We start from the raw sequence: 13,399 nt of genomic DNA, 5'->3' as shown, positions 1-13,399 counted from the left end.
GTAGCGGTCCCACCACCGTGCGGAAGAACAGCGAACGACGGCAGCAACACAGCGGCCGGCTACCGGAGTTCATCGGGAACCAGCCGCTTCGACGGACCAGCACCCACGACCGGCATCGTGCCGCACGGACGTCACGTCACGTGAGGCACCCTCTGGGCCGTGATCGGTGCGGCCGACCTGGCGGCCTGCTCGATCTTCGCGCAGTAGGCCGCGCGGGCTTCCTCGTCGATCTGCTTCTCGTGTTCGGGGCGCATCCCGGTCCGGCCGTCGAGGCCTTCGCGCAGGATGTCGGCGTGTCCGGCATGGCGGTTGGACTCGCCGAGGACGTGGACCAGGATGGCGAACAGGTTCGTGTCGGCATAAGGCTCCGGCCACCACGGCACGTGGCCGGGGGCGCCGAGGGGAAGCTCGTCGATCGTCGCGTCCGAGTGATGCCATGTGCGCCGGTAGAACCCGATGATCTGATCGCGGGTCTCGTCCCCGGTGGCCCACAGATCGCTGCCGTCGGAGTCCTGCCACCGGGGCAGCGGTTCCGGGGAAGGGCGGTCGAAGACCTCGCCGAAGTACCTGGCCTCGACGATGGCCACGTGTTTGACCAGGCCCAGGAGGTTGGTCCCGGTCGCCGTCAAAGGCCGGCGGGCGTCGTACTCGGACAAGCCGTCGAGTTTCCAGAGCAGCGCCTCGCGGTCCCGCCGCAGTCTCCCGTGCAGGGTGTCCTTCGCGAAATCGTCGATCATGCGGCATGAGCCTGCCATGGGCTGTGCGTGGCCTCAAGATCCCGTACGTGGTCCGCAGCGACCGGCGGCCGAGGCGCGGCCATGGCCGCGGCCCTGACCTGCGGCGGGGGCTCGCGAAGTTTGCCACGTGAGACCACCTCTGACGACGCCGACGGCTGCTCCTCCGGCAATGCCGTCAGCGTCGGCGAACGGCTCGCGGCCTTCCACTCCCCGCACCACGCCGAGCGCTGCCGCCGAGTCCCTTGACGGGGGCCGGAGTTGTGCCATGCGACCGGAACTGGTGCGCATGGGTCCCAGCTCACGACGTCGGCACCATTGGACGGCACATTTCAGGGTAATTGACATGCACGCAACCAATTCGTAACCTGCTGCACCTGTTTCACGGCGGCAGGCCCAGGATCCGCCCCTCCTGTTCGAAGGTGAAGGCATGGGTGAGGTACGCAGGCGCACGGTCATCACGGCACTCGGCGGTACGGTCGCCGCAGCAGCCGCCACGGGAACCGCACGGGCCGAGGAGCCCGGTTCGGTCGCGAAGGCACAGCGCGAGTCCGGTCCGTACAAGGCCGGTCCGTACGAGACGAGGATCAAGGCCCTGTTGGGCCGGATGAACGTCGAGGAGAAGCTGGGGCAGTTGCAGCAGATGTCCTGGACGGGCGACTCCGGTCCCGGCGGCGGGCAGACGGCAGAAGCGGAGAAGGCCGCCCGAACGGGCCGACTCGGGTCCGTGTTCAACATCTACGGGGCGAAGCACACCAACGATCTTCAGCGCCTCGCCGTAGAGGAATCGCGGCTGGGCGTCCCGCTGCTGTTCGGCCTGGACGTCATCCACGGCTTCTGGACGACGTTCCCCATCCCGCTCGCCCAGGCATCCAGCTTCGACCCGGCGGTGCCCCACACGGACGCCGAGTTCGCGGCCGCGGAGGCGCGCTCCAACGGGGTGCGCTGGACGTTCGCCCCGATGATGGACGTCACCCACGAGCCGCGTTGGGGCCGTATCGCTGAGGGCAACGGCGAGGATCCCTACCTCGCGTCGGTGTTCGCGGCGGCCAAGACCCGCGGCTACCAGGGCGACGGCACCCGCCTGGACGCCGACGACCGGCTCGCGGCCTGCGCCAAGCACTTCGTCGCCTACGGAGGCGCGGAGGGCGGCCGTGACTACAACACCGTGGACACGTCCGAGGCCCACCTGCGCAACCACTACCTCCCGCCCTTCAAGGCGGCCGTGGACGCCGGGGTGGCCACCGTCATGGCCTCCTTCAACACCGTCAGCGGCGTCCCCGCCCACGGCAACCGGCACACGCTGACCGACATCCTCAAGGACGAGTGGGGCTTCGACGGGTTCGTGGTCAGCGACTACACCGGCATCCAGGAGCTGATCCTCCACGGCTTCGCCGCCGACGGGGCCGATGCGGGCCGACTCGCCCTGAACGCGGGCGTGGACATGGAGATGGTCAGCACCAACCTCGCCGACCACGGCAGACAGCTGCTCAAGAGCGGCCGGATAACGGCCCGCCGGCTGGACGACGCGGTCTCCCGGATCCTGCGTCTGAAGTTCCGACTCGGGCTCTTCGACAACCCCTACGTCGACGAGGGCGCGGCGGTCACGGAGCCGACGCGGCAGGCCCGTGCCGCGGCGCGGGCGACTGCCTCGCGGTCCATGGTGCTGCTGAAGAACGACAAGGCCGCCTTACCCCTGCGGCCGGGAGTCGGCTCCATCGCCGTGGTCGGCCCGTTCGCGAACTCCACCGATCTGCAAGGGACTTGGGCCGGTCCCGGGGCGGGGACCTTCCCCGCGGTCACCGTGCTGGCGGGCATCAAGGCGGCCGTCCCCCAGGCCGAGGTCACCTCCGTCCTGGGGGTGAACGCGGACGGCACGGACACCTCGGGAATCAAGGACGCGGCAGCGGCGGCCCGGTCGGCCGACATCACCGTCGTCGTGGTCGGCGAGCCCACGGCCATGAGCGGCGAGGCCAGCTCGCGCAGCGACATCACCCTGCCCGGGGCGCAGGAGGACCTGATCACCGCGATCGCCGCCACGGGCAAGCCGTTCGTCGTCGTCCTGGTCAACGGACGCCCCCTCACCATCGGCGGCTGGCTGGACTCGGCCCCCGCCGTCCTGGAGGCATGGCACCCCGGTATGGAGGCGGGCAACGCCGTCGCGGACGTGCTGTTCGGCACCGTCAACCCGGGCGGCAAGCTCCCGGTGAGCTTTCCCCGCATCGTCGGGCAGGTCCCGATCTACTACAACCACGAGAACACCGGCCGCCCCTACGACGCCGACAACAAATACACCTCGAAGTACCTGGACCTGCCCGACGGACCGCAGTTCCCCTTCGGACACGGCCTGAGCTACACCACGTTCGCCATCGGCGACCCCGTCCTGAGCGCCCGGCGGATCTCCTCCCGCGCCCTGCGCAAGGGCGACACCGTCGAGGTGAAGGTCACCGTGCGCAACACCGGCGAGCGCGCGGGCGACGAGGTCGTCCAGCTCTATCTCCACGATCCGGTGGCGAGCATCGTCCAACCGGTACGCAGACTGCGCGGCTTCCGCAGGGTGAGCCTCGCCCCGGGCAGGAGCACCACCGTCCGCTTCCGCCTCGCCGCCGAGGACCTCGGCTTCTGGACGCACGACACCGGCGGACAGTTCGAGCTCGAGACGGGTGACATCGACATCTACGTGGGCAACAGCTCACTCACGACGGGCAGGACGACGCTGACGATCGACTGACCGCGCGACGCGACGACCGCCCCACCCACGGCCCCGTCGGGCCCGAGCCGGCACTTTCACCCGACGGGGCCACCACGACGCCAACGCGTTCGACTCGCATCGACGTGCGGGCAGTGGGCGCTGCGAGCGCGCCGTGGGGATCTCGAGGGGGGTGACCTGATCGCGTGAGGCGATATCCCGGCGAACCGGGGTAGCCGCCAGACACACGGCGGTCGGACGCCCCTTCTTCGAGGAGAACGATGCTCACACTCACCTCCCGTCGGCTGCGCGGCACCGCCCGTCGGGTCTTCGGCTGGCAGCAGCTGCGTCCGGCCCAACTGAGTGCGATGAAGGCCGTGTTGAAGGGGCGTGACGTGCTCGCCGTCATGCCGACCGGCGCGGGCAAGTCCGCCGTGTACCAAGTGCCCGCCGTGTTGCTCGACGGTCCCGTCGTGGTCGTATCGCCGCTGATCGCGCTTCAGCGGGACCAGATGCAGAGCCTGCTCTCATCGGGTGTGCTGCGCACCGCCGCCATCAACTCCGCGCAGCGTCGAAGCGACAACGACACGGCATGGACGCGCATCAGCGCCTCCTCGGTCGACGTGGTCTTCCTCGCTCCCGAGCAGCTCGCCAAGACGGACGTCACGGACCGGCTCGCTGCCGTACGCCCCCGGCTGCTGGTGGTGGACGAGGCACACTGCGTGTCGTCCTGGGGGCACGACTTCCGGCCGGACTACCTGCGTCTGCGCCATGCGCGCGAGCGGCTCGGCAACCCGCCGGTGCTCGCTCTGACCGCGAACGCGGCGGCCCCGGTGCGGCGGGACATCGCCGAACGACTCGGTATGAACGACCCGGTGGAGATAGTGGCCGGCTTCGACCGTCCCAACATCCACCTCGACGTGTCTGCCTTCCAGGACGCGGCCGCCAAGGAGCGGTTCGTCGTGGAGCGGGCGGCCGTCGAGGAGAAGCCGGGAATCCTGTACGCGGGGACGCGGAAGGCGGCGGAGAGCTACGCCGCGCAGCTGAGCGACCTCGGACTGGCCGCCGCGAGCTACCACGCGGGCCTGTCCGCATCCGAACGTCAGCAGACCCAGGACCGGTTCAGCTCCGGTGAACTCGACGTGATCGTGGCGACCTCGGCGTTCGGGATGGGCATCGACAAGGCGGACGTACGGTTCGTGCTGCACACGTCCGTCCCCGGCTCGCTCGACGCCTACTACCAGGAGATCGGCCGGGCGGGCCGCGACGGGGCACCGGCCAGGGCGATCCTCGCCTACCGCACCCAGGATCTGGGAATGCAACGCTTCTTCGCCGCCGGCGCGCCCGACGCCGACGCCCTGCGCCGCGTCGCCGAGCGCCTGCGCGGCGACGCGGGCGCCGTGAGCGCGACCCGGCTCCGGGCCGACTGCGAACTCAGCGCGACAGCACTCTCCGCCGTACTGAACCTGCTGGAGGAGACCGGAGCCGTCCGCACCGGACGGGACGGCAGCCGCTTCGTCAGCGCGACCGGCGCCGCCGCCGACGCCCCGGATGACGAGGTCGACGCCGCCGTGCGGAGCGCCCTCGCCATCCACGCCACGCACCGCAAGCTCGAACAGTCCCGCGTCGACATGATGCGCGGATACGCCGAGACGACCGGCTGCCGCCGCCAGTTCCTGCTCGGGTACTTCGGCGACTCCGCCCGCGTCCCGTGCGGGGCGTGCGACAACTGCGCGGGCCCGGCGGCCAGACCTGCGCGCGGGGTACGGCGCGAGCGGTCCGGCGCGGCCGGACAACCGCACAAAGCGGCGGCACGGCAGCGCTGGTGGAACCGGGTCGGCACGCGAGCGGACGCCTCAGCGGGTGCCGTCCGACCGGCGGAGACGATCGCACACCCCGCAACGGACGAGCATGCCTACCTCCCCGGCGTCCGCGTACGACATGACCAGTGGGGCCAGGGCGAGGTCATGAGCGAGGGCGACGGCAAGATCACCATCCTGTTCGAGTCCGTCGGCTATCGCACCCTGTCGCTGGCCGTGGTGACGGACAAGCAGTTGCTCGTCGCGATGCCCGATGCACCGCGCTGACACTGGACCGTCCTTGATGTCCCGCAGCACAGCGGGAAGAGCGGGTGCGCCCCGCCTGCCCGCCCAGCCCAGCTCCGCCCGTCCGGCGTCGTAGGTGTGGTCGATGGTGACGACCACAGAGCGATGAGCGGCCGGGTCCTCGCCGAGGACAGGAGGGAGCTGCGGCGCTCTCCATGGCCGTGCGAGTAGAGGATCACCGGCCTGCGGCCACATGCCCGGCGGACAGCAGGCCGGAACTCTGGAAGTGCCGGCCCGCCGCAGATGTCATCCAGGGGCCACGGCAGGAGCGGTCCACCAGCCGCAGGGTGTGGGTGCCGACCACGTGCCGGCCCATCGGCGTGGGCAGTACGAGACGCCGGAACGGAGACCGCCGCGCCGGACGCGACCGGACGGCGCGACGGCGGACGATGCGCTCGCCACGGTTGCGACGATCGCCAGATCTCCGCCCAGGACCATCAACTTCCGCCGAATCCAAGCGTGTTGCGGTGTCGGCTCTCCTTCGTCGTGCTCCTGATGCCGGTGCGCGGCCATGAACTGGCGCATGGTGACGCTCGGAGTCCTGACGCCGGCCGGCCCCACCGCCGGTGCCATCCGTCACGACTCTTCATGACGCCTGTCACGAACACCATGAACGTCATGACAACGGCGCCGGCAAATGCTGTCATGCACACACCTTGACCAAATTGGTCTAGACTTTTACTTTCGAGTGGTCAATTCCCTTCGGATCGCGCCCAGTTGAACCCTGCGCCCTCTTCCCCGTGCGCCGAACGTCCACGCCGCACCGAACCGTCCCCATGCGCCGAACCGCTCGAAAGGGCCCCACTCCCCCATGACCGCCCGTTCCCCGCTCCCCCGCATCGCGTTACGCGGCACCCCCGTCCTCGCCCTGCTGACCCTGCTGACCGGTCTCCTCACAGCGGTGCCGGCAACAGCGGCGACCGGCTCCATCACCGGCCTCGCCGGCAAGTGCCTCGACGTCGCCGGAGCCAACTCCGCCGACGGCACACCGGTTCAGCTCTACGACTGCAACGGCACCGGCGCCCAGCAGTGGACGGTCGGCACGGACAGCACCGTCCGCGCCCTGGGCAAATGCCTTGACGTCACCGGCAATTCGACCGCCGACGGCGCCAAGGTCCAGTTGTGGACCTGCACCGGCGGCGCGAACCAGCGCTGGACCGTCACGTCCGCGAACGACATCGTCAACCCGGCCGCGAACAAATGCCTCGACGTCTCCGACAACTCCTCCGCGAACGGGGCGCGCATCCAGATCTGGACCTGCTCCGGCGGTGCCAACCAGAAGTGGCACGCCCCCGCGCCCCAGCCCGGGAACGGCGAGCAGTGCTGGGCCACGCACTACGGCCCCCAGCCCGCCGGCGCCCTCACGGCCAGCGGCGAGGTCTTCGACAACAACGCGGACACCGCGGCCACGTCGCTCTCACGCCAGCCCCAACTCCCCTTCGGTACACGGGTCCAGGTCACCAATGTCGCCAACGGCCGCTCCCTGACCGTACGGATCAACGACCGCGGGACGTTCGCCCAGACCCCGCAGGAACCGAAGTGCCTTGATCTGACCGACGGCGCCTTCAGCCGCCTCGGAGGCGTCCTCGACCCGGACGCCGGACACATCGTCGTCACCCAGACGGTTCTGGGCTGACGACTGCGGCCCGCGCGGGCCCATCCGTCTCGCACGGCGACGCCGACGCCAGCCGATCCCCCCGTCCACCTCCCAACACAGGAGCAAAGCCCCATGGTCACCCCCCACTTGACACCACATCTCCGCAGACTCACGACCCTGAGCAGACTGACCCTCGTCATGTTGCTCGCCGCGGCCCTGTCCGCCCTGTTCGCCATCTCCCCCGCCCGTGCGGCGGACGGCCGGATCACCGGTCTGGCCGGCAAGTGCGTCGACGTCGCCGGGGCGAACTCCGCCAACGGGACCGCCGTACAGCTCTACGACTGCAACGGCACCAGCGCCCAGACCTGGTCCAACCCCGGTGACGGAACACTGCGCGCGCTCGGCAAGTGTCTGGACGTGACCTCCGGTGGCACGGCGGACGGTACGACGGTCCAGCTCTACGACTGCAACGGCTCGGCCGCTCAGAAGTGGGCCGTCAGCTCGGCGAACGACATCGTCAACCCGCAGGCCAACAAGTGCCTGGACGTCACGGGCAACAACTCCGCCAACGGCACCCGGCTCCAGATCTGGACCTGCTCCGGCGGCGCCAACCAGAAGTGGAGCGCCCCCGCGAGCGGCGGCGGCACCACCCCCTCCGGATTCGTCGTCAGCGAGGCCCAGTTCAACCAGATGTTCCCGAGCCGGAACGGCTTCTACACCTACCAGGGCCTGACCGCCGCCCTGTCCGCCTACCCCGGCTTCGCCAAGACCGGCTCCGACACGGTCAGGAAGCAGGAGGCCGCCGCCTTCCTCGCCAACGTCAACCACGAGACCGGCGGACTGGTCTACGTCGTCGAGCAGAACACCGCCAACTACCCGACGTACTGCGACTGGAGCCAGTCGTACGGCTGCCCGGCCGGCCAGGCCGCCTACTACGGCCGCGGTCCCATCCAGCTGTCCTGGAACTTCAACTACAAGGCCGCGGGCGACGCGTTGGGCATCGACCTGCTCAACAACCCCTGGCTGGTGCAGAACGACTCGGCCGTCGCCTGGAAGACCGGCCTGTGGTACTGGAACACCCAGTCAGGGCCGGGCACGATGACGCCGCACAACGCCATGGTCAACGGCGCCGGCTTCGGCCAGACCATCCGCTCCATCAACGGCTCCCTGGAATGCGACGGCCGCAACCCCGCACAGGTCCAGAGCCGCGTCGACGCCTACAACCGCTTCACCTCCATCCTCGGCGTAAGCCCCGGCGGCAACCTCTACTGCTGACGCTCACCCTCGGGCCCACCTGACGCGAGGGCCGGTCCATCCGTGAACCGGCCCTCGCACCTCATCTGCGACCAGAAGCCCGGCTCAGCCCGGTGCACAGCGTCTCCCACCCCGGAAGTCGAACAACGCTGCACATGACGGCACCCTTGCCACTAGAATTGGTGTCATGACTGCCATCACCCTGCGCATCCCCGACGCCATGGACAAACAACTGCGCGACGCCGCCGCCGGCGCCGCGTCCCTGAACGACTACATCGTGCGCGCCGTACGACGTCAGATGACCCTCGACGCCGCGCGCAAGCTTGCCTCCATCGCCCCCCTCGACCTGGCGGGCGAAGGCGACGCCCTGTGATCATCCGCAAGGGCGACGTCTGGGACGTCGACACCGGCAAAGGCACCCGCACCGTTCTCGTCGTCAGCCTCGACGGACTTGCCGACGCCTACGGTGCTGTCGTGGTCCTGATCCTGCATGCCCCGGCCCAGCACCCCGACACGGCGATGAGCGTGCACCTGACCACCCCGGTCGACGCCTCCGTCGTCGCCGTCAATCTCCTCCAGCTCTCCACCCTCCGCTTCGAGACCGGCACACCGCACGGCAACATCGGCCCCGAACAGCAGGAACTCGTCGACAACGCCCTCCGCGCCGTCCTCGACCTGTAGGTCCCGGCCGGCGCTAGGACCGCTTCCAGGGCCGGCACTGACACGAGGGTCCCTTCAGGTGATCATTGGTCACGTTGTGTTACGGTCGCACCCGTCGCAGTCGGCCTCGAACCTGGCTACACCACTTGAGCCAGGCCGTCGCCCGCCCCGAGGGCGAGGACATCGATCCCATCGAGAGCCGCCCTCGACGCCGGCCACGACGTCGAGGCGGCACAGATGTGGCCGCCCAACAGGTCGCTGACCACTGGATACCTCATCACGACCGTACTCCGCGACCGACATGGGTCCACCTCGGAGCAGGCCCACACCGCACCGACACTGGTCCTGTTCTGGGCGTCGTTCCGCTCACTCCGCGCCCTGATTCCCAACTGCTCGTGGGAGCTCCTCAACAATCCCGCGATGCTTCCGCCCGCGTTGTGTCCGCTGTTGGTCCGTAAGAGCACCCGGCCGTAAGGCTCGACGACTGTCTCTCGGTCGCGAGCCGGGAGTCGGTGCCGATGCCGGCGACGGTAGGCGTGGTCACCACTCCGTGATCTCACCGACGGCGACCACGGTGGCGATCGTGGCGACGAAAAGCCCGCGTCAGATGTCAGAGGGCAGGGCCAGTACGTGGGAGGGACAGCCCCTATGACGGCGACCGGCGCCAACTGGCCCCACGCGGCGGGCCCTTCGTCCGCCGGCTCGTGACATCACGGTGATGTGATCAAGGCGCCGGCCATGGCCCCTGGTTGGCGCGTTCGCCCTCTTCTTTTACCGCTGATCCGACGCGCCTCGCACCGCAGGTCCCCGTCAGACTCCCGTCGGTCGTTCCCGGTTCGGGCTGCGGGGGTCACCGACGAGCGCGTCGATCTCGGCAAACCAGTGCGCGCGTACGTCGGCGCCGCCGCCGTCGAAGAACCAGGCGTGATCCAGCGAACGCTTCGCGGCCGCGCGGGCGAGAGCGCTGTCCTGAGGCAACGGCCTGTGGGCGTGCATATCGGTGCGGAGGATGTTCGCCAGGACGAGGGCGTCGCCGGGGTCGGACTTCGTGTGACCGCGTGGCGGTCGCGATAGCGTGCGGCTGTCATCGGGTTGATGGCGTAGACCTGGCGCTTCCCAGTCCGCAGGACCGCGACGAGCAGGCCGCAAGAGGTCTCGCTGGCGACCTGGATCGGGGTGCCCTCGGTATCGCCGTGCTCGGCGAGCAGGTCCAGAAGGATCTTGCAGCCGGCCTCGTCGTCGGTGATGTGGCGCTTGGACAGAAGCGTGCCGTCGTCGTCAACCAGGGCGACGTCGTGCGTCTTCTCGGCCCAGTCGATGCCGCAGTAGATCAACTTTCCCTCCTCGATGTGCGGGTGGTTGCGCTGGTCACGAGCGCATGCGGGGCCACGCAGCGACCTAATTCCAGGCCTCGATCAGGGAACGGGCCGACACCTCACAAGCCGTTCGTGGCACCCGCTCACCGCACGGGCCCCGGTCTGCTCCCAGAGCTCAGACCGCTCAGGGAATGCAAGAGATCACCGTGCGACGGGCTCGCACCACCAACTCCAACGAGTGATCAAGCGAACGGGATTGACGCCACTGGTGGCCGCGAAGGCGCCGAACGCTGCTGATCTTGGCGGAGACATCATGGCCAGGCTGAAAGAAGGCGTGCGGTCGGCGCCCATACCACCGCCAGCAGCGTCAGTGCTGGGTGGGCGGCGGCCACGAGAGCACCGAATGGTGCCGCTCTCTGGGAAGGCATCTTGTCCGTGACGTTGAGAGGTATCCACCGGCACTCACGAGACCACCACCCGCCAACTGAGTTGCGCAGCCGTGCTTGTCGCAGACCTGCGGCCCGGCGAAGTGCAGGTGTCACAACCGTTCGAGCCACCTCACCGATCGGCGAGGGCCGGTGAGCTCGTTACACGGGAATTAGGACGTTGACGAGTCGGCGGGCCAGGGCCAGGACTGCCTGGATGTGGTGTTTTCCCTCGGCTCGCTCGCGTTCGTAAAACCGGCGGACTCGTCGCAGTGGCGGATGCTGAACAACGCGGACATGTAGAAGACGCGTTGGAGTCTGCGGTGGTAGCGCCGCGGCCGTCGGAAGTCGCCACTGGTCTTGCCGGAGTCGCGGGGAACGGGTGCGACGCCACCGAAGCCGGCAAGGCGGTCAGCAGTACCGAAGAAGGCCATGTCGCCTCCGGAGGCGGGCAGGAGCTCGGCGCCGAGGATAACGCCCATGCCCGGCATGCTGGTGATCACTTTGAAGTCCTGATGTTCCCGAAACCGGGCCTTGATCGCCTTGTCGAGCTCGGCGACTTGCTGGTTAAGGGCCGTCACCTCCTTCGTCAGCGTGTGCACCATGTGGGCGGTCAGCTTCTCCCCAGGCAGGCTGGTGTGCTGACGCTCGGCGGCGTGGACGGCGGTCTCGGAGAGCCGGTCGGCGCGAATGACCTTTCGGTTGCACAGCCAGGCGTCCAGCCGTCTCACGCCGATTCGGCGGATGGCAGCCGGGGTCTGGTAGCCAGCACCATACGGTTTGCCTCCGCGCGAGCGGAGGGCAGGCGTACGCCCGCACCGGCCCGTACCCGATGGTCGGTTCACCTCCGCGCGAGCGGCGGTGAACCGCCGCCGTCCGCAGATCCGGCATCCTCACCGTCGTCCTCTCCGCGCGAGCTGAGGTGAGCCGCCCACCGCGGGCTCAAGCACGACGCTCCGGCACCCCTCTACGCAGGAATTCACCGCCGGACAGGTCGTTCGTGAAAGTCCCCGGCTTGTCCCTGGATCGACGATGACTCCCAGGGCGCGGGGGGCGTATTCCCAGGCCTGTCGCGAAGTGTCCGACAGGTCGGTTCAGAAGGGGTAATGCGCTTGCTGCGTGGCGATGGTCACCCAACGGGTGTTGGAGAACGCTTCGATCCCCCACCGGCCGCCGAAGCGCCCATACCCGGAAGCTTTCGCTCCACCGAACGGGGCTTGCGGCTCGTCGGCCACCGACTGGTCGTTGATGTGCACGATGCCCGTACGGATCCGGCGCGCCACCGTCAGTCCGTGGGTGGCGTTCTCCGTGATGATGCCGCAGGTCAGGCCGTTGTCGGTGTCGTTCGCGAGGGCCACCGCGGTGTCGTCGTCGGTGAAGGTCTCGATGACGCAGACCGGTCCGAACGCCTCCGCGTGGTACAGGTCCGCGTCCCTCGGGACATCGGAGAGGACGGTCGCCGGGTGGACCGCGCCGTCCGGTTCACCGCCGCCGACCAGGACCTTCGCGCCCTTGGCCACGGCGTCCGCGACCAGGTCGGCAACCCGCCGGGCGCCCTGTGCGCTCACCAGCGGGCCCACGACCGTGTACGGCTCCCCGGGGTCGCCGGCCGGCAGCGAACCCGCCTTCGCGGTGAACTTCCGCGTGAACTCCTGCGCCAGGGACTCGTGGACGAGGATCCGGTCGCCCGACATGCAGATCTGCCCGGCGTTCATGAACACGCTGAACGTCACCGCGTCCACGGCGTAGTCCACGTCCGCGTCGTCAAGGACGAGCACCGCGTTCTTGCCACCCAACTCCAGCACCGCGGGCTTGAGGTGATGGGCCGCCAGCTCTCCGACGATCCGTCCGACAGCGGTGGAGCCGGTGAAGTTCACCGCCCGCACCCGCTCGTCGGCGATCAGCGTCTCGGCGATCTCGGCCGCGTCCTCACGGGCGTTGGTGATGACGTTGAGCACGCCGTCCGGCAGCCCGGCCTCCCGCAGCACGTCGGCGACCAGCAGTCCGCAGGCGATCGGCGCGTCCTCGCTCGCCTTGACGACGACCGTGTTGCCCGCCGCCAGCGGCGCCGCCACCGCGCGCACGCCCAGGATGACCGGGGCGTTCCAGGGCGCGAACGCCGCGACCACGCCCAGTGGTTCGCGTACCGCCAGGCCCAGCGCGCCCTGCTCCTGCGCGCTGAGCACCTCACCGCGCGGCGCGGTGATCGCGGCCGCCGCCTCGCGCAGGATGTTCGCCGCCAGCATCACGTTGAACAACGCCCACGGCCGTGTGCCGCCCGCCTCCTGCGCCATCAGGTCGGCGACCTGTCCGCCCCGCCCGTCCAGCAGGTCGGCTGCCTTCAGGAAGATCGCCCGACGGGCGAAGGGGGCCAGCGCGGCCCACTCCTCGAAGGCCGCGTCGGCCGCGTCCACGGCACGGACGACGTCCTCGGGACCGGCGGCGGCGACGGTGGCGTACACCTCCCCGGTGAAGGGGTTGATGTCCTCGGTGGTCCGGCCGGAGGCGGCGGGCACGTCTCTTCCGGCGATGCACAGGTCTCGGGTGATGGCCATGCGGTCGATCTCCTTGCTACGTAGCGTCGTTGATACGCGATGAGCGGTGTGCGCGATGAGCGGT

8 protein-coding genes and 4 pseudogenes are annotated in these 13,399 nt (G+C 69.4%); 7 read left to right on the top strand and 5 right to left on the bottom strand.

Annotated features, from left to right (window positions below):
• Positions 1-131 precede the first annotated feature (131 nt).
• Positions 132-737 carry a DinB family protein gene (locus tag JHN63_RS03190; RefSeq protein WP_200677108.1) on the bottom strand — a complete coding sequence of 202 codons (606 nt, stop codon included), beginning with the start codon at positions 735-737 and terminating at the stop codon, positions 132-134.
• A gap of 427 nt (positions 738-1,164) precedes the next feature.
• Here JHN63_RS03190 and JHN63_RS03185 point away from each other — a divergent pair, with 427 nt between their 5' ends.
• The 7 genes and pseudogenes from JHN63_RS03185 (at position 1,165) to JHN63_RS03160 (ending at position 9,060) form a co-directional block, all read left to right on the top strand.
• Positions 1,165-3,465: a glycoside hydrolase family 3 N-terminal domain-containing protein gene (locus tag JHN63_RS03185; RefSeq protein WP_200677107.1), complete on the top strand. Its 2,301-nt coding sequence runs from the start codon at positions 1,165-1,167 to the stop codon at positions 3,463-3,465.
• Between the two features lie 239 nt (positions 3,466-3,704).
• A complete protein-coding gene (locus tag JHN63_RS03180) occupies positions 3,705-5,510 on the top strand; it encodes a RecQ family ATP-dependent DNA helicase (RefSeq protein ID WP_200677106.1) in 1,806 nt (601 codons plus the stop codon).
• 829 nt (positions 5,511-6,339) lie between these two features.
• Positions 6,340-6,825: pseudogene (locus JHN63_RS52350) on the top strand (lectin); the annotation flags it as partial.
• Between the two features lie 117 nt (positions 6,826-6,942).
• Positions 6,943-7,164 (top strand): annotated as a pseudogene (locus tag JHN63_RS52345) (RlpA-like double-psi beta-barrel domain-containing protein); the annotation flags it as partial.
• 159 nt (positions 7,165-7,323) lie between these two features.
• Positions 7,324-8,400 (top strand): chitinase, encoded by a 1,077-nt coding sequence (locus JHN63_RS03170; protein ID WP_200677130.1) that lies wholly within the window; start codon positions 7,324-7,326, stop codon positions 8,398-8,400.
• A gap of 166 nt (positions 8,401-8,566) precedes the next feature.
• Positions 8,567-8,752: a hypothetical protein gene (locus JHN63_RS03165; protein WP_200677104.1), complete on the top strand. Its 186-nt coding sequence runs from the start codon at positions 8,567-8,569 to the stop codon at positions 8,750-8,752.
• On the top strand, positions 8,749-9,060 hold the full coding sequence (locus tag JHN63_RS03160) for a type II toxin-antitoxin system PemK/MazF family toxin (RefSeq protein WP_200677103.1): 312 nt from the start codon (positions 8,749-8,751) through the stop codon (positions 9,058-9,060). Before JHN63_RS03165 ends, JHN63_RS03160 begins: the two co-directional genes overlap by 4 nt.
• A 116-nt stretch (positions 9,061-9,176) precedes the next feature.
• On the opposite strand, the gene JHN63_RS03155 is transcribed toward JHN63_RS03160, so the two are convergent.
• The 4 genes and pseudogenes from JHN63_RS03155 to JHN63_RS03140 all read right to left on the bottom strand — a co-directional run bounded on the left by JHN63_RS03155 (position 9,177) and on the right by JHN63_RS03140 (position 13,335).
• A complete protein-coding gene (locus JHN63_RS03155; protein WP_200677102.1) occupies positions 9,177-9,317 on the bottom strand; it encodes a hypothetical protein in 141 nt (46 codons plus the stop codon).
• Between the two features lie 640 nt (positions 9,318-9,957).
• Positions 9,958-10,373: pseudogene (locus JHN63_RS03150) on the bottom strand (transposase); the annotation flags it as partial.
• 569 nt (positions 10,374-10,942) lie between these two features.
• Positions 10,943-11,547, bottom strand: a pseudogene (locus tag JHN63_RS03145) (transposase); the annotation flags it as partial.
• A 327-nt stretch (positions 11,548-11,874) separates the two neighbouring features.
• Positions 11,875-13,335, bottom strand: coding sequence for an aldehyde dehydrogenase family protein (locus JHN63_RS03140; RefSeq protein WP_200677101.1), 1,461 nt, complete (start codon positions 13,333-13,335; stop codon positions 11,875-11,877).
• Positions 13,336-13,399: the final 64 nt, after the last annotated feature.

It is taken from the genome of Streptomyces sp. MBT65 (assembly GCF_016612545.1).
GTDB lineage: Bacteria > Actinomycetota > Actinomycetes > Streptomycetales > Streptomycetaceae > Streptomyces.
Note: the sequence above shows the minus strand (reverse complement) of the source record. Positions and strands in the feature narration are given on the sequence as shown.